General features: G+C 42.6%; 12 protein-coding genes and 1 pseudogene. 7 read left to right on the top strand and 6 right to left on the bottom strand.

The window, feature by feature from the left end; all coding sequences use genetic code 11:
- Positions 1–2,632: hybrid sensor histidine kinase/response regulator (locus V7K62_RS20015; protein ID WP_334867050.1), on the top strand; the 2,632-nt coding region annotated here is incomplete at its 5' end.
- Positions 2,633–2,851: 219 nt separating this feature from the next.
- Positions 2,852–4,921 carry a prolyl oligopeptidase family serine peptidase gene (locus V7K62_RS20010; protein WP_334867048.1) on the top strand — a complete coding sequence of 690 codons (2,070 nt, stop codon included), beginning with the start codon at positions 2,852–2,854 and terminating at the stop codon, positions 4,919–4,921.
- Between the two features lie 28 nt (positions 4,922–4,949).
- On the opposite strand, the gene V7K62_RS20005 is transcribed toward V7K62_RS20010, so the two are convergent.
- Both V7K62_RS20005 and V7K62_RS20000 read right to left on the bottom strand, forming a co-directional pair.
- Entirely contained in the window at positions 4,950–5,336 is a 387-nt protein-coding gene (locus V7K62_RS20005) for a hypothetical protein (RefSeq protein WP_334867046.1), read from the bottom strand.
- Between the two features lie 715 nt (positions 5,337–6,051).
- Positions 6,052–6,519, bottom strand: coding sequence for a hypothetical protein (locus V7K62_RS20000; protein WP_334867044.1), 468 nt, complete (start codon positions 6,517–6,519; stop codon positions 6,052–6,054).
- A gap of 507 nt (positions 6,520–7,026) precedes the next feature.
- Here V7K62_RS20000 and V7K62_RS19995 point away from each other — a divergent pair.
- The gene (locus tag V7K62_RS19995; RefSeq protein WP_334867042.1) at positions 7,027–9,825 is read left to right on the top strand and encodes a M16 family metallopeptidase; all 2,799 of its coding nucleotides are present in this window, start codon (positions 7,027–7,029) and stop codon (positions 9,823–9,825) included.
- A gap of 87 nt (positions 9,826–9,912) precedes the next feature.
- On the opposite strand, the gene V7K62_RS19990 is transcribed toward V7K62_RS19995, so the two are convergent.
- Positions 9,913–10,512, bottom strand: a complete 600-nt coding sequence (locus V7K62_RS19990; RefSeq protein ID WP_334867040.1) for a DUF1802 family protein — start codon at positions 10,510–10,512, stop codon at positions 9,913–9,915.
- 90 nt (positions 10,513–10,602) lie between these two features.
- On the opposite strand from V7K62_RS19990, the pseudogene V7K62_RS31600 reads away from it, so the two are divergent.
- Positions 10,603–10,824 (top strand): annotated as a pseudogene (locus V7K62_RS31600) (aldo/keto reductase); the annotation flags it as partial.
- A gap of 852 nt (positions 10,825–11,676) precedes the next feature.
- A complete protein-coding gene (locus tag V7K62_RS19980) occupies positions 11,677–12,393 on the top strand; it encodes a hypothetical protein (protein ID WP_334867038.1) in 717 nt (238 codons plus the stop codon).
- Positions 12,394–12,453: 60 nt separating this feature from the next.
- Here the strand turns inward: V7K62_RS19980 and V7K62_RS19975 are convergent, their stop codons facing one another.
- Positions 12,454–13,386: an alpha/beta fold hydrolase gene (locus V7K62_RS19975; protein WP_334867036.1), complete on the bottom strand. Its 933-nt coding sequence runs from the start codon at positions 13,384–13,386 to the stop codon at positions 12,454–12,456.
- Between the two features lie 77 nt (positions 13,387–13,463).
- Here V7K62_RS19975 and V7K62_RS19970 point away from each other — a divergent pair, with 77 nt between their 5' ends.
- Entirely contained in the window at positions 13,464–14,417 is a 954-nt protein-coding gene (locus tag V7K62_RS19970) for a shikimate dehydrogenase (protein WP_334867032.1), read from the top strand.
- Between the two features lie 263 nt (positions 14,418–14,680).
- Here V7K62_RS19970 and V7K62_RS19965 read toward each other — a convergent pair whose 3' ends face one another.
- Both V7K62_RS19965 and V7K62_RS19960 read right to left on the bottom strand, forming a co-directional pair.
- Positions 14,681–16,063: an aminopeptidase P family protein gene (locus tag V7K62_RS19965; protein ID WP_334867030.1), complete on the bottom strand. Its 1,383-nt coding sequence runs from the start codon at positions 16,061–16,063 to the stop codon at positions 14,681–14,683.
- Between the two features lie 51 nt (positions 16,064–16,114).
- Complete coding sequence (locus V7K62_RS19960; RefSeq protein ID WP_334867028.1) at positions 16,115–16,348, bottom strand: hypothetical protein; 234 nt, start codon at positions 16,346–16,348, stop codon at positions 16,115–16,117.
- Between the two features lie 193 nt (positions 16,349–16,541).
- On the opposite strand from V7K62_RS19960, the gene V7K62_RS19955 reads away from it, so the two are divergent.
- Positions 16,542–17,342 (top strand): PhzF family phenazine biosynthesis protein, encoded by an 801-nt coding sequence (locus V7K62_RS19955; protein WP_334867026.1) that lies wholly within the window; start codon positions 16,542–16,544, stop codon positions 17,340–17,342.
- The last annotated feature ends 78 nt before the right edge of the window (positions 17,343–17,420 follow it).

Raw genomic sequence — 17,420 nt, 5'->3', positions numbered from 1 at the left:
AACCACAGATAATACTGTGGATGAACTATCAGAAACTTCCTTCGATTTCAGTTTTGGAGAAACTTCAGATTCCGTATTAGCCCAAGCACAGCCAGGTGATTTGTTCGACTCTGAAGATGAAAATCACCAACTGCTGTTTGAAGATGTAGCGACAGATCACTCCACCTATATTCAGATGGAAACCACAGATAATACTGTGGATGAACTATCACAGACTTCTTTAGATTTCAGTTTTGGGGAAACTTCAGATTCAGCCCAGACAAGACCAGAAGTTTTAGATAGTGAGGAAAATAATAATTTAGAAACTACCTTTGAATTCACAGAAAACACCCTTTTTGAAAATGATTTATTGTTTACAGAAACCATTGAAGTAGTTGCTCCAGAAGATGAATTTGCAGACTTGGCAGCATTACTAGGAGAGGAAGTAGCACCCATCCCCAAAGCTAAGAAAATACCAGAAGTAGATTTTACTGCCCTGGAAGAATTGCTAAGTACAGATAACAACAGCGATGTCTACGACGGGCTACGCCAACGCCAGCCCTTCAACACTCAACCAGTCTTAGCTAAAAATCCTATTCCATCACCAGCCATAAAAGATGAATTTGGTGACTTGGAGAAGTTGCTGGCAGAAGCAAATCAAACAATATCCCATTCTCCTCTAGTAAAATCGAACACCAACAAAACTACCCCCCCCTCTACTCGTCGGGCTGCGAGATTTGAAGAAACAATGAAGGTTCCAGTTAAACAACTGGACGATATGAGTAATTTAGTTGGGGAGTTGGTGGTAAACCGTAATACCTTAGAGCAGGATCATGAACGACTGCGACAGTCATTAGATAACTTGCTGATTCAGGTACAACAACTCTCGGATGTGGGCGCAAGGATGCAGGAGTTGTATGAGCGATCGCTACTGGAAGCGTCTCTGTTAGCCGGACGCAAAAAGAAAGAACCCGGCTTACAAGCCCCTGATTTCAATGCTGATAGGGGTTTTAGCGAGCTAGAAATGGATCGTTTTACTCCCTTCCACACACTCTCACAGCAGATGATTGAGCGCATTGTACGAGTGCGTGAGTCAGCTAGTGACATTGATTTTGTTACCGAAGAAACCGAACGAGTAGCAAGGCAGTTCCGCCAAGTAACCACCCAGTTACAAGAGGGATTAACTAGAGCGCGAATGGTGCCTTTTGCTCAAACTATCGATCGCTGGCGGCGAGGAGTGCGCGACAACGCCATCAAGTGTGGCAAACAAGTAGAGTTGGTGATCGAAGGTGGCGATACCTTAATTGACAAGATGATTTTGGATCATCTTACCGATCCGCTGACTCACATGCTGAATAATGCGATCGCTCACGGTATTGAAACGCCAGAAGAAAGGCAAGCTGCTGGTAAACCAATCGTGGGAATCATTACTATCCGTGCCTTCCACCAAGGCAACCAAACGATCCTATCTGTAGGCGATGATGGCGCAGGCATCGATTCCGCAAGGGTTAAGGCTAAGGCGGTGAAGATTGGCATGATTACAGAAGCGCAAGCAAAAGCCATGTCTCGTCTGGAAGTCTACGATCTGCTGTTCCAGTCTGGTTTTACGATTAAAGACCAAGCTGATGAAATTTCCGGTCGTGGTGTGGGTATGGACGTAGTGCGCTCTGAGATTAGCGAAATTCGGGGAACAGTTAACACCGATTCTGCGATCGGGAAGGGAACCACCTTTACTATTCGTTTACCACTGACTCTGAGTATTTGTAAAGCTCTCTGCTGCGTCTCCGATAGAGCCAGAATAGCCTTCCCGATGGACGGTGTAGAAGATACGCTGGATATACCACTCAAAAATATTCAGCACGATGACAATGGGCAATCGTTTATTTCCTGGCGTGATACAGTGCTGCCATTCCGACCTCTGAAGGAACTGTTAACCTTCAATCGCCAAATCAGTCGCGGTAATGTCTATGGCGGCACCAGAGATGATGATATGGTTTCTGTGGTTGTGGTGCGATCGGCAAATACCCTGATTGCTCTACAGATTGACTTGGTGTTAAGCGAACAAGAAATTGTAATTAAGCAATTTGAAGGGCCAGCACCTAAACCCATTGGTGTAGCTGGTGCTACAGTCCTGGGTGATGGTCGGATTATGCCCATTGCTGACGTGCTAGAAATAATTGACATCTTCCAGGGACGGATTTCTACACAAACTGGTGAAAATTCTTGGCAACAAAAACTCACTCCCCCAGATACCTCTCCCGCGAAGATTGACCCGACAGTCCTGATTGTGGATGACTCAATTACAGTCCGAGAATTACTATCCCTGACATTTAACAAAGCAGGTTATCGCGTAGAACAAGCGCGTGACGGTCAGGAAGCTTGGGATAAACTCCGCTCCGGTCTGCCTTGCGATATCGTATTTTGCGATATTGAAATGCCTCGTTGCGATGGGCTGGAATTACTCTCTCGCATCCAGAAAGACCCTAACCTTAACCACTTACCGATCGCAATGCTCACCTCGCGGGGTGCAGACAAACACAGACAAATTGCAGCTCAACTCGGTGCTAGTGGCTACTTTACCAAGCCATATCTCGAAGAAGCTCTACTTGAAGCCGCGGCGCGGATGCTCAAAGGAGAGAAACTCGTTAACTAAATCAACCAAAAGACTTCGATTTTAAGGAAAACTGTACACGCTTCTACCTGCATTAAAGCTGATACCAGTTTTTATAGTACAATTGTTCTAGAAATGAACATAGCACGTATTAGCCCCGTCAGAAGCCGGGGCTTTCCCTTTGAGAACAATTAGAGTGTATCCATCCAAGTCTTGGGTACTATCTTTGTAGTATGTAAAGAAGCACTTTGACCTAAGATTATGCCTTCTTCTAAAAAATCTCTCATTTACCCAACCAGCTATAAGAGCAATCAAGCTGATAATTACCACGGTACCTTAGTCGCAGACCCTTACCGGTGGTTAGAAGATCCTGACTCCGAAGAAACAAGAATTTGGATTGAGGCACAAAATCAAGTTACTTTTGGCTACCTGAGTGAAATTCCTGCTAGGGAAAAAATTAAACAGCGCCTCACCAAACTTTGGGATTATGAAAAATACGGTATTCCTTTTAAAGAAGGCGAACGCTACTTTTATTTCAAAAATGACGGACTGCAAAATCAAAGTGTCCTTTACACCTTGAAAACCCTCGACGACCAACCCCAAGTTTTACTCGATCCCAATAAACTCTCAGAAGATGGCACTGTTGCTCTTTCGGGATTGTCGATTAGCGAGGATGGTAAACTTTTAGCTTATGGTCTATCCTCCTCTGGTTCTGATTGGCAAGAGTGGAAAGTACGCGATGTTGAAACTGGTGAAGACCTCCAAGACCACCTCAAGTGGATTAAATTCTCTGGAGCATCTTGGACACATGATAATCAAGGTTTTTTCTACAGTCGCTACGATGAACCAAATGAAAAAACTCAATTAGAAGATGTCAACTATTATCAAAAGCTCTACTATCATCAACTAGGGAAATCTCAATCAGAAGACGTACTAATTTATCATCGTCCTGACCAAAAAGAATGGGGTTTTAGTGGTGGCGTTACTGAAGATGGACGCTATCTCATAATTTCAATTTGGCTAGGTACTGACTCTAAAAATTTGGTTTTCTCCAAAGATTTAACTAACCCTAATGCGGAAGTCATAGAACTAATTAACCAATTTGAGGCAGATTATAGCTTTATAGACAATGATGATAACGTTTTTTATTTTCGCACAGATTTAAATGCACCACGGGGAAGAGTTATTGCGATTGACACGAAAAACCCTGCGCCAGAAAATTGGCGAGAAATCATTCCCCAATCTGTGGAAACTTTGGAAAGCGTTGGTATACTTAATAATCAGTTCGTTGCTGATTACCTCAAAGATGCTCACAGCCAAATAAAAATTTTTGACCTCAAAGGTGCGTTTATTCGAGAGGTAGAACTACCCGGACTCGGTTCAGCCGGAGGTTTTGGTGGTAAGCGTTATGATACTGAAACTTTTTATAGTTTTACCAGCTTTACTATACCAGGCACTATTTATCGCTACGACATAGTGACAGGAAAAAGTGAGCTTTTCCGTCAACCACAGGTAGATTTTAATCCTGATGATTATGAGACAAAACAAGTCTTTTATCAGAGCCAAGATGGTACTAGAGTACCAATGTTTATTACGCACAAAAAGGGTATTAAATTAGATGGAAATAACCCGACTTATCTCTATGCTTATGGCGGTTTTAATGCCTCAATGACACCTGGCTTTTCTGTGAGTCTATTGGTGTGGATGGAGATGGGTGGTGTCTATGCTATGCCCAATATCCGCGGCGGTGGAGAATACGGCGAAGAATGGCATCAAGCAGGAATGAAGGATAAAAAGCAAAATGTCTTTGATGACTTTATTGGGGCTGCTGAGTGGTTGATTGTTAACAAGTATACTAAGACTGAGAAGCTAGCGATCGCAGGTGGTAGTAACGGCGGTTTATTAGTCGGTGCTTGTATAACGCAACGTCCCGATTTGTTTGGTGCAGCTTTACCAGCAGTCGGTGTGATGGATATGTTGCGGTTCCACAAATTTACCATCGGTTGGGCTTGGACTTCCGAATATGGTTCAGCAGATAATCCAGAAGAGTTTCCGGTGCTGTATGCTTATTCGCCATTACACAACATCACACCAGATGCAGCTTACCCAGCAACCTTAATTACCACAGCCGATCATGACGATCGCGTTGTCCCTGCTCATAGTTTCAAATTTGCTGCCGCTTTGCAAGAAGCTCACGCAGGTGATGCGCCAATTTTAATTAGAATTGAGACTAAAGCCGGACATGGTGCAGGTAAACCCACGGCTAAAATTATCGAAGAAGCCGCAGATAAATGGGCTTTTTTGGTGCGTGCTTTGGATGTTGAAGTTTAGCAACTTTGTCGGGTGGGCATTGCCCACTCTAGGAGGCTAAACTAACTGAATCAATAATCAATTTACACAAAAAGTTTTCAATACCTGAAATAAGATGACAGGGAAACTCAACAGATTTTGTGTGTACAATTTTGAATCGATTTCGTCTTTCCCAGAGAATAGAATTTTTTACTTTATCAAAAGTGTAAGTAGTAATTTCTGTATCTTCAATTATTGTATATAGACTGGTTGCAACCATTACGCATCCACTTACTACGGCGATGATTCCAGGATAATCAGCACGCTGGAGTACCAACCCCAATAAACAAAGGAAAAGACCAAATGGAATCAAAGTTATACTAATGATGAATACACCCCAAAGCGATTTTTGGAAACGCAAAAGGAGCCGATGCTGGTTTTGTTCAATAATCTTCATAAATTAATTGAGATAGTAGGGCTGGGTTTCGTTCTACTCTCTTATCTGCAATCAGAGGGTGAGTCTCAATATTAATAGATGAGTTAAAATTAAATCATTACTCTAAGCAAATATTAATTATGAAATGATAAGAAGTTTGCGAACACAAACAATTACAAGATTTACCCTTCAAAAGAGCGATCGCCTAAATTACTTACTTTTAAAATGCATCTCAAAAGTATTGATAATCTTTAAATTAAAAATTACATAAAAATAAACTTTACTTAATTTAAATTATCATCTATTTCATAAATAACGCGATATTAACCTTGACAAAAAGTTAAGTGATAATGGTGAAGGCAAACAATTATTTACCTTCACCCTCAATACGGTTTGGTTAAGGTTTTTTGATGAGAATTCTAGAACGCTAAAGATGCGATGAATCACTCTCTCTACGAAGGAATGATTATTGTAGAGACGGCGATTCATCGCGTCTTGTCTTAGAGGATGTTTTAAAAGTTCTCTGGTCGGTAGCAAAACGTTTTAGATCCCCCTAAATCCCCCGATAAATTGGGGGACTTTGATTCCGGTTCCCCACTTTTTAAGGGGGGTTAAGGGGGATCTAGAAGTGCCTAAAATTACAGCCGAACACTTTTAAAACATCCTCTTAACCGAATAGTATTACCGCTTTTCCCGATGCGAGCAAGAAGTTTAAATCTTTATCCTTCTTGTGTAGTTAAAACGCGACAGCTTCGGCTGTACCAGTCAAATGGATTGTCGTATAAGTTTGTCTTTGCCCCTGGTTGAATTTAGGAATCACAGAAAAGAGGTTTGTTGTTGTAATTCCCTTAATTTCAACTGGCGCTGAGTTGCTTTTTCCAAGGTTTATGCGGGGTAAGATCAAGGTAAACACGGTATTGCCTGTATCTACTGTCTTACGGATAGTTACAGTTACTAGTGTACCAATTTCTGTTTCTACACTACGGATCTCATCAGTACCTTGAAAGTTTAATATCTGTTGCTTATCTTTATAGGTAAAAAGGGGCTTACCACCAAAGCTTGTGGTTGAATACGTAATGCTAATATTCTTGCATTGAAGCTGGTACAAGTTCGGTACTGCTTCCGAGGCTTTAGCCGATAATACAGGTATTGCTGTTAACAGCATACCTAATGTGAACGATCCAATTAAGTTTGTGGTTTGCATATCTTAAAAAGTTATTGCTAGTTTGACCGAGACACCTGCTTTATATGGGATGACAACAGGTCTAATACCAATTTAAAAAAATGATATTCCGAAAATCGTGTCAAATGGAACACATTGTAAAGGTTGTTAATATACTTCTTGCATAAATCAAAAAAAGCACCCCACCCCGCCTTTGACTTACGTCAAAGTCTCCCCTCCCGAAGAGCGGGGAGGGGCTGGGGGTGGAGTGTTAGGGGACTTTTGCAAGAGGTTTAATATACTTGCAATAATTTCTGATATTCTGTAAAAGTTTTATCTGCAAACCTTATTACACTCAGTAGATTTAACGGCGTAAATCCAGCGACTATCTCAATTAACCAAACAAATTGCTTGAGCAACTAGTTAAAAGTAGGCAAACTTCCGCCACAGTGTACTAGCAACTTGAGTTAGATTTAGATTTTGAAATACCCTTTGGGGTTTTATTTGAAACTTGGAAATTTTGTATTGCTTATGAAACGGCGATCATACATGCTTCTAGGATTTTTCCTCAGCCTTCTTTTAACTGTCGTGCCCTTGTCAGGTAATTTCACTAATGCTGCAACACCAACAGCAGTCACACCTGTCTCTGCTCTCTCATTCACCCAAGGCGTGCAAAAAACGGTATTAGACAACGGCTTAACGGTACTAACCAAAGAAGTTCATACCGCTCCAGTGGTGAGTGTGCAGGTTTGGTATAAAGTTGGTTCACGCAACGAGGTTAAGGGAGAGAATGGTATTTCTCACCAGCTAGAACATTTGATGTTCAAAGGTACAAATGACCGTCCAGTACAGTTTGGACGGTTGTTTAGTGCCTTGGGTAGCCAGTTCAATGCTTTTACTAGTTATGACGAAACAGCTTACTTTGGCACAGTGCAGCGAGACAGATTGGAAGCACTGCTGACACTAGAAGCCGATCGCATGGAAAACTCCTTAGTTGGGACTGAACAACTCACAAGTGAAAAGCGGGTGGTGATCTCCGAGTTACAGGGATACGAAAATTCACCAGGCTATCGTCTGAGTCGGGCAGTGATGCGAGCTGCTTTCCCCAATCGAGCCTATGGCTTATCGGTGGGAGGTACAAAAGCTGATGTAGAGAAATTCACGGTGGAGCAGGTGCGGAATTATTACCAAACCTATTACAGCCCAGAAAATGCCACGTTGGTGATTACCGGGGATTTTGCCACAAAACCTGTACTCAAAGTTGTTCAAGAAACTTTTGGTAAGTTATCGCAACGAGCAAAAAAGGACACGGTAGTCAATAATGCCAGGAGAGCAATTGATAGTTCCTCGGCATCTTCTTCCATTGCTGACGCTTCCCCGTCTACCCCTGTTGCTAAAAAAGCACCGATTGTCCTCAAGCAACCTGGAAGTGCAGCACTATTGCAAGCAGTGTATCCTCTGCCAGATATCAAACATCCTGATGTTCCAGCAATTGATTTGATGGATGCTATTCTCACAGGTGGACGTAGTTCTCGGCTTTACCAGGCTTTGGTGGAATCTGGACTCGCTAGTTCAGTGAGTGGCGGTGCTGCCGAACTCATCGAACCGGGTTGGTATGAAATTGATGCTACGGCGGCTCCAGGTCAAGAGTTGGAGAAAATTGCCCAGGTACTCCAGGAATCTTTACTAAAATTGCAAGAGCAGCCTGTTACCTCAGAAGAGTTGAACCGGGCGAAGACGCAACTGCAAGCCTCGTATATTTTGGGGAATCAAGATATTACTAGTCAGGCTAATCAACTGGGGTATAACCAAACGATCGCAGGGGATTATCGTTTTATTGAAAGGTATCTGGCTGCGATCGCTAAAGTCACCCCTGCTCAAGTGCAGCAAGCAGCGAAAACTTACCTGAATCCGGCTCAACAAACCATCGGCTTCTTTGAGCCGACTCAACCAGATGGTAAACCAGGGACTTCTAGCGCTGGTTCTAGTCGCACAGTGGAAAATTTCAGCCCTGGTAAGCCTGTAGATCCGGCAGAACTAGCGAAATATCTGCCACCTGCCACATCAGCGACAGATTCAGCTAAACAATCGCTACCAGAAGAGTTTACCTTAAATAATGGTTTGAAGGTTCTGCTTTTGCGCGATCGCAACCTTCCCACCATTAACCTGAGTGGACAAATTAACGCTGGTAGTGAATTTGACGGCAATCAAAAAGCTGGATTAGCGAATTTGACTGCAAACAACTTAATGAATGGGACGCAGACTAAAAATGCTCTGACTCTAGCAAAAACCTTAGAAGATCGGGGAGCCGGTTTGAGCTTCAGCGCTAGCCGCGAGGGAACTAATGTTAGCGGTGAGGGACTTTCAGCAGATATGCCGATATTGATTCAAACTCTGGCAGATGTGTTAGAAAAGGCCACTTTCCCAGCCGATCAGTTAGAACTGAGTCGCCAGCGGGCACTGACAAGTCTGAAAGTCCAGCTAGATGACCCGAAAGGACTGGGACGACAAGTATTCCAGCAGGCAATTTACCCTGAAAACCATCCGTTCCACAGCTTTCCTACAGCCGAGAGTTTAAAAAGCATTACCCGTGATGATTTGCTGGGCTTCTACCAGACACACTACCGACCGGATACCACAACGATCGCAATAGTTGGAGACTTTGATTCAGTTAAGGTAAAAGCTTTGCTGAATCAGGTGTTTGGTAAATGGCAAGCCACAGGTAAGCCACCTGTTCTCAAAATACAGTCTGTACCATTACGGCAAACTTTGACACGTCTAAACAAAGTAATTCCTGGTAAATCTGAGGCTGTTACCTACATCGGCTACAGTGGCATCTCTCGGAAAGATCCACGTTATTATGCGGCACTGGTGCTAAATCAAATTTTGGGTGGTGATACCTTAGCCAGCCGCCTGGGTACAGAAGTGCGCGATCGCCAAGGTCTAACCTATGGTATATATAGTGGTTTTGCCGCCGGAATCAATCCTGGCCCGTTCTTGATTCAAATGCAAACTGCTCCTCTTGATGCCCAAAAAGCGATCGCCAGTACTCTCGCTTTACTCAAACAGTTGCGCGAGCAAGGAGTGACTGAGGCTGAATTTAACACAGCAAAACGCTCAATTACCAATAGCTACCCTGTGGATTTAGCTAATCCCAGTGATGTATCAAGTATCATTTTGGATAATGCGGTCTTGGGGCTTTCACGGTCAGAAATCCGAGAGTTTCCCCAGCGGATTCAAGCGGTTACTATGGCTGACATGCAACAGGCAATTGAAGATTTAATTCAGCCAGAAAATCTGGTAATTGTCACCGCTGGGCCTGGAGATACTGTAACCAAAGGCAACTAATTACCTCAGATATACGCAAGACCCAGATCCCCGACTTCTAAAAGTATACAGATGCTGAATAGGGGATCTGGGCAGGAAGTTGGGTTATTAGAAGGATGGAGCATACAACTTATCGCCGACAATCCCGCGAATTGTCTCTACTAGTTGGGTGTATGCAAAGTTAGATAAAACTGGTTTTCCTGCTTGCAAGTGAATTGGTTGATCTAAATCAATCCATGACTTACAGCCAGCGTATTTGGCGTAATAGGAAATTTCTTGCTCTTGCGGTAGGTTATAAGTCCGCAGGAGGAGAATATAAAGAGGCTGACGTGCTTTCCATTTGAGGCGATCGCTAATAAAATGGTCGTTCCAAATATGGAAGGGAAGCAAGGTGTTAACAATAGACTCGTCACTAACTGGCAAAATATCTGTAATTTCAGCCCAACTGCCGATGCGAACTGTTTCAGGATGCCAGCCTGATGTTACTGGATAGACACTATTGGCATACTCAGGTTTCAACATGAAAGCTTGTTGATGTTCATAAGTGGGGTAAAGCAAAATTTGCTTGTGGGCAACTTGGAAATGTCCATTTCGTTCATGGATACCGCCTTTGCGGAGCAACATAATTGTTTTGCCACTTTCCAAGGCATTTATGGCAACTGCCCATTCTTTGAGAGCATGAAAAGTTGTAGTCAATTCCATCGGCATCTACTGTAACTCTGATTTAATTTGAAGCTAAGACTGATAAAGTATCAACCTGTCCAAGGTAATGAATTAGGAAACAGTTATAGAAAAGCGATGTCTACGAGAGGCTGTTCGGTGACGCTAGGTACAACTGAAGTCAAAACCACACCCATCCTAATGGGAACTTGGCAAGCTGGTAAAAGAATGTGGGTGGTAATTGAAGATGCTGACTCGATTAAAACCATCTGAGCCGCTTATCAAGCTGGTATCACGACAATTAATACTGCTGAACTATATGGTGAACGACACTTTGAGCCAATTGTTGCTGAAGCTTTATAAGAATAAACTGTTTCAAGGCGAAAACTTTGAACATGCTCAACAAGCGCGAGAAAAACTACGTCCTATAGCCCTTCTTGATAATTGTATCCTTGCTCAGTTAGTTTTAGCCTGGTTAATTGCTCAACCGCAAACAAATGCGTAGACGCGCAGCAGCTTGTCGTCAGATATCACAGGGGCGCGTTATCCTGAACAAGCATTAGACAAAATTTCTAGCTTTAGATTGCAAAATCTAACAAAACGTCAACTTTAGTAAACCAAGGGTTTCAACTCACAAACTAAGTGATAACTTAAATAGTAGGACACCAAACAAAACCAAACCAAACAAAAAGGGTCAATGGCTTAGTGTCTCCTTGTCATCAGCCCAAGCAAATTTCAGCATATCAAATATTATATAAGTGGCAAAAAGCCTAATTTAGAAGGCAAAGCCAAATCCTAAAGCGGAAAAACGCGGGAATGCTGAGTTTGTTAGTTTTTTAGTCCACCTTAGTTATTAACCTTCAGTTAGTTAATTAGTTTAACAATTTGAAATCTGTAAACTCGATAAAACCTGGTCAACCCCGACCAGGTTTTTGGTATTTTACTGTGATATAATTTTATAAGTACGGCAGGTAGTGCCGGAATTCACGCTTGAGGAGCTAGTTGTGAGACTAGGATAACATTAACAAAAAACAGTTAATGTGCCCAAGAAACCCAAAACCTTTTGGTTAGGGTACTTCACTTATTTTGCTAAAAAAAAACAAGCCCATTTATGTGGGCTTGTTTTGTACAATATAAACTCAAATTAAGACTGTGGCTAATTCTCCAGCAGAGAATAAAATAGGACAGCAACATATCTGCTAGGAGAATTTGATGAAAAATTATAGCTTTTTAAATAAAATCACTACAGTTCTTATTATAGCGACCCTTTCTTTTTCCTGTAAGTCTGCTGTTAACAGAAAAGCAGAACAGGCAAAGGCAACCGAGAAACCGAAGCCACAACCAAATCTTGTCTATGGGGATTTAATCATTAAAGAACAATCAGATTATCTGATGATTCCCGTTACTCTTCCAGAGCAGAATCAAGATAAAGGAATTGATTTAAAACTTTCACGTTCTTATGAAAGAAGTAATCAATTATTGTATAACATCATATTTTATCAAAAGCAAAATGGTGAAGCTCATCCTTTATTGAATAAAAAAGCCATTATCACCTCCTTCGATTTATTGGAGGTCAAAACAGCAAACAAACCAACCACAAGAGTTTGGTTATATAAAATCATTGACCAAGATACAAATACAGATAAAAAACTCAACGGCGAAGATGCTACTATTGGTTATCTTTCTGATTTATCAGGTAAGAATTTACAGCAAATTACCCCAAATAATACTCGAATAATCAGTTGGGTTGTTGTTCCAAGTCAAAATGCAATTTTTCTAAAAATTATTAAAGACTCGGATAATAATAAAAAGTTTACAGAAGAAGACAAAACAAATTTTGTCAGGGTTAACCTCGATAAAATTGCTATGGGAACTGAAATTATTAGTGACCAAATCGAGCAAGAAATTAAATCTTACGTTTTTAAATAAGCTTGTTTGTAGTAAGTGGCTGGAACTGCTTACTACAAACTTTTAATTATTCATGCCCACTTACTTAGACAAAACCCAATCGCGTAAAAGTTGGTTTACTCTATCAGGTACTTCATCATGGGGACAATGACCTGCTGTTAAGAAATGCTCTGTCAATTCAGGACAATATTGACGAAACTTTTGAGAACGTTCTCTAGCATTTATCCAAGGATCGGCTTCTCCCCATAACATCAATAAAGAACAACTTAATTGCTTCAACAGCACATCAACTTTTTCCCCTTGAGGACTACTAAAAACTGAAACAAATACATCCAACGCACCCGGATCGAACGCAGGACGAGAAATTTCTTCTACTAATTGGTCTGTAATCGCACTTTTATCAAGATATACTTTTTCTAAAGTTTGGCGAATTACCCAACGTTGTCGCACGTATTGAAATAACACAAATTGAGCTAAAGGTTGTTGAAAAATCCACTTAACCGAATCACCCAAAAGTTTCTCTAAAGCAGAGGGTTTTTTGGGTGGCTGAATTTCGCTTTGCAGAGCTTCAGGTTCAGATGTCGGCTGGCTTTCGCTAAAGGGGCCAGCGCTATTGAGTAACACTAAACCAGCTACGCTACCAGGACGTTGTGCTGCAACACATAAGCAAGCATAACCACCAAGAGAATTACCTGCTAATACTGTTTTTTGACCAATTACTTCGTTGATAAAATCGTGGAGTTGGTCGCGCCACAAGTCGCCACTGTACTGCAATTTTGGTTTTGCCGATCGCCCGAATCCCAAAAGGTCGATCGCAAATACTTCAAAATCTTGACACAATCCTGTGATATTCTTGCGCCAGTGGTCTGTAGAAGCACCAAATCCATGTACCAAAAGCAAGGGCGGACGTTGCGTTTGTTTCTCTCCCGCACGCACATAGTAAACGTTGTGCCCGCGCCACTGCCAATATTTACCAGGTGTTGGAGTTGTAGAGAGGGCTGTAGTTGCCTGCATGATTTAAAGAAATGTTAAGGAGCTTCTAATAATTGTAGGCTAGGTGAGGGAGTGCAAAGATGAGGGACAAATGACAAATGACTAAAGAAAGATTGATTACAGGCAAAACTAAACTACTAGGTGTCATTGGACATCCGGTGGAACATTCGCTGTCGCCAGTGATGCATAATGCTGCGTTAGCGCAGCTCGTCGTTGGCGTTCGCGTTAGCGTCTCTGAAAGAGAAGCCTCTCGTAGAGAAGACATCGCCCAATTAGAATTAGATTACATTTATCTGCCTTTTCCCATCGAACCACAGAATTTAGAGGTGGCGATCGCAGGTTTTGCCGCTATTGGTGTTGTCGGCTTTAGTGTCACAATACCTCATAAACAAGCAATCATCCCCCTACTCTCAGAAATTACCCCCCTGGCTCAAACTATCGGAGCAGTAAATACTGTTAGCCGCCAAAATCACAAATGGGTAGGCACAAATACAGATATAGAAGGATTTATCGCCCCTTTGCAGACAACATATAAACAAGATTGGAGTCAGAAAGTCGCGGTAATTTTAGGTAATGGTGGTGCAGCTAGAGCAGTTGTAGCAGGTTGTATTCAGCTAGGTTTTGCCCAAATTCATGTTGTTGGGCGCAATATGCAGAGATTACAGGAATTCCGCAACAGTTGGAGCAATTCACCCCTAGCTGATAAATTCCAGGTTCATCAATGGGAGGAATTGCCAAAGCTCATTCCCCAAGCAAATTTGTTGGTAAATACAACTCCTATAGGGATGTATCCCAAAGTCGATCAGTCGCCTTTGAGTGTAGAGGAAACAGCAAATTTACCAACGGGTGCGATCGCTTACGATTTAATATATATTCCTAAACCAACGCAATTTCTACAGCACGCTGAAAAACAAGGTGCGATTGCCATCGATGGATTAGAAATGCTAGTTCAACAAGGGGTAGCAGCATTGAAAATCTGGTTGCAGCAGGAAATAGTGCCTGTAGAAGTGATGCGCCAAGCGTTACAAAATCACCTGGGTTTACGGGAATAAGAGTTCTGCAAAGCTAAGAGGATGAATGAACAAGTCCTCTTCTTGGTAGCAAATACTTTGAGATCCCCCTAAATCCCCCTTAAAGAAGGGGGACTTTGACTCCGGTTCCCCCCTTTTTTAAGGGGGGTTAGGGGGGATCTAGAAGTGCCTAAAATCACCTTCCCTTGCAGGGCTACGGTATACACACACTTGACCTGCACCTTTGTTGTATAGACCTGCACCTTTGTTGCATCGACCTGCACCTTTGTTGCATAAGTATTAACTCAGCCATTGACTAGATTTTCTACAGTATCGGCATCATTCGGCAACGCATCTGTTAAAACTTCGCTGCCTTCTGCGGTAACTAAAACATCATCTTCAATGCGGATTCCGCGTACATCAGCAAATTCAGCTAAACGCTGCCAATTCACCACACTGTGATATTTTGAACGCACATTAGGATCATTTAAAATTGCTGGTACTTGATAAAAACCAGGTTCAATTGTGACTAACATTCCTGGACGCAGGGGACGATTTAAACGGAGGTAGCTTAAGCCAAAGCGATCGCTTCTTTCACGTCCCTCTTCATACCCAGCTAAATCGCCCAAATCTTCCATATCATGGACATCTAAACCCAGTAGATGACCAATACCATGAGGGAAAAACAGCGCGTGGGCATCCATTTCTACTAAATCTTGGGGATTTCCTTGTAAAATGCCTAACTCTACTAAACCTTCAGCTATCACCGTAGCAGCTAGCAAATGAATATCCCCATACTCTACACCAGGCTGTATTTTGACAATGCAAGCATCATGGGCGGCCAACACGACATCATAAATATCTCTCTGGGTAGATGAAAATTTACCGGAAACTGGCCACGTGCGAGTTACATCACCTGCCCAGCCCGTCTCGGTTTCAGCACCAACATCGGCAAGCAGTAAGTCGCCTGGTTGTAGGGGGTGGTGATACTGCTCGTTATGCAAAACTTCACCGTGAACAGTGACAATACTGTTGTAAGAGGTGGTCATATTGTGAGCAATAATTACCCCTTCCATCGCTGCGCGAACTTCTGCTTCTAGTTTGGCTTTAGGTGTTGCAGCCATACCAGCTTTGTGTGCATCTACGGTGAGTGCAGCAGCTTTTCGTAACTCGGCTAATGCAGCTTCATCGTGGGTGAGGCGTAAGGAAGCGATCGCTTTAGCTAACTCTAAGTCAATTCCTTGAGGAGGACTTTGTGGTAAAATCCATCTATTTAATAGCTGCGATTGCTGCGTCCAAGTAGCTGCATCTTGTACAGCAAGTGTGGCGGCATCTTCTACCCAAGACTCTAATTCTGCCATTGGTCGAGCCACATCCGCCCCAATATGCAGGGCTATTTCGTCGCGCGTTGGCATTTCTCCATGCCAAAGGGCGCTGCTGGGTGAGGGATTGTCCATGAATAACTCTAGCTTACCCGCTTCTAGACGAATTGCCGCTTTTGATAATGGCAGTCCGGCAAAGTAGAGAAAATGACTGCTAGCACGAAACGGAAAGGGATTTGCGGGAAAGTTGCGCGGATTGTTGCTACCCGACCATAGAATTGCGGGAAAATCAATCAGGTTGGCTAGTTGTTGCCGTCGGTGGCGTAAAGTATCGATTAGGGAAGTAGAAGTTTGTTGGATAAGCATAAATGTCAGTCCACTCAAAGGAAAGGATAAAGGTGATAGCTTTGCCTTTATTTAGTCGTTATCGTCATCTTTTTTATCATCCTTGCGATCGCTATCTTTTTTATCATCGTCATCTTTGTTCTTTTTCTTTGTCTGGTTAGGCTTTTGGGTAGTTTGTACGACTGGTTTTTGTTGCTCAGTTGCAGCAGGTGGCTGTGGTGCTTCAACAACACAACTAACTAATCCTCCACAAATTAGCGCTAAGTTTACAGCAGCAAAGATGCTTCTGAAGATTTTTATCCTCATGTTTCCGTTTTGCTTTAACATTGACCCTAGTTTTTGGAGATTGTATTACTAATTTATAAGGTAACGTGAGTTTGATGAACCTCTCCCTGCTTGAACTAGAGTTCAAGTCTGTCCCTCTCCGAATCGGACAAGGACTGTTTTGCATGGTAAAACTTCTTAGAGGTCTTTTTATTCAGCTAATTAGGTGACTCTAGTGGGACAAATCATTACTCAGGTTGATGCCTTTACCAATACACCTTTTGCGGGTAATCCTGCTGCTGTCTGTGTTTTGCGTACTCCTCAAGATGAACGCTGGATGCAGAACGTAGCGCAGGAGATGAATTTATCTGAGACGGCTTTTTTAGTTAGACAGGATGATGGCTTTAATCTGCGTTGGTTTACACCCACGGTAGAAGTGCCGCTTTGTGGTCATGCAACTTTAGCTAGTGCCCATGTACTTTGGTCAGAGGGACATTTATCACCTGATGAAGTTGCGCGTTTCTATACCAAAAGTGGAGTGCTGATTGCTAAGTTACAAGGTGAATGGATTGAGTTAGATTTTCCTGTGAATCACTCACGAGTAATCATCGGACCTCCAGAACTCAAGGCGGCTTTGGGTGTACCATACAGATTTACCTTGCAGAATTCACTAGCTTATTTAGTGGAATTAGAATCGGAAGATTTGGTGCGGCAAGTGCAGCCTAATTTTCAACTATTAAAAACTTTACCACTTGGTAAGGTTATAGTTACCAGCTTGACTAATGCTGATTCAGATTATGATTTTGTCTCTCGCTTTTTTGCACCAGAGGTAGGTATTAATGAAGATCCGGTGACTGGTTCAGCCCATTGTTGCCTTGCTGCGTTTTGGCGCGATCGCTTGCAGAAAAATCATCTGTTGGCTTATCAGGCATCAAGTCGCGGTGGCGTGGTAAAGGTGTATTATGACGGAGGCGATCGCGTCTTTCTCGCCGGACAAGCCGTAACTGTGATGCGAGGTGAGTTATTTACCGCATAGACGCTAAAAGCGATAGCGAGTCATCGAGCGTCTGGGGTCTCCCCAAGTGGAGCGACTGGCGTGGGTTAGGGGGGATCA

This window comes from Nostoc sp. (assembly GCF_036917935.1).
Lineage (GTDB): Bacteria > Cyanobacteriota > Cyanobacteriia > Cyanobacteriales > Nostocaceae > Nostoc.
The sequence above is the reverse complement of the archived record's forward strand: the minus strand, read 5'-3'. Positions and strand labels throughout refer to the sequence as shown.

Bases quoted from the DNA above. Each gene is read 5' to 3' on its own strand.
- V7K62_RS19960 (WP_334867028.1), bottom strand. From the start codon at position 16,348: ATGAGGATAAAAATCTTCAGAAGCATCTTTGCTGCTGTAAACTTAGCG.
- V7K62_RS19980 (WP_334867038.1), top strand. From the start codon at position 11,677: ATGAAAAATTATAGCTTTTTAAATAAAATCACTACAGTTCTTATTATA.
- V7K62_RS19965 (WP_334867030.1), bottom strand. From the start codon at position 16,063: ATGCTTATCCAACAAACTTCTACTTCCCTAATCGATACTTTACGCCAC.
- V7K62_RS20005 (WP_334867046.1), bottom strand. From the start codon at position 5,336: ATGAAGATTATTGAACAAAACCAGCATCGGCTCCTTTTGCGTTTCCAA.
- V7K62_RS20000 (WP_334867044.1), bottom strand. From the start codon at position 6,519: ATGCAAACCACAAACTTAATTGGATCGTTCACATTAGGTATGCTGTTA.
- V7K62_RS19995 (WP_334867042.1), top strand. From the start codon at position 7,027: ATGCTTCTAGGATTTTTCCTCAGCCTTCTTTTAACTGTCGTGCCCTTG.
- V7K62_RS19970 (WP_334867032.1), top strand. From the start codon at position 13,464: ATGACTAAAGAAAGATTGATTACAGGCAAAACTAAACTACTAGGTGTC.
- V7K62_RS19975 (WP_334867036.1), bottom strand. From the start codon at position 13,386: ATGCAGGCAACTACAGCCCTCTCTACAACTCCAACACCTGGTAAATAT.
- V7K62_RS19990 (WP_334867040.1), bottom strand. From the start codon at position 10,512: ATGCCGATGGAATTGACTACAACTTTTCATGCTCTCAAAGAATGGGCA.
- V7K62_RS20010 (WP_334867048.1), top strand. From the start codon at position 2,852: ATGCCTTCTTCTAAAAAATCTCTCATTTACCCAACCAGCTATAAGAGC.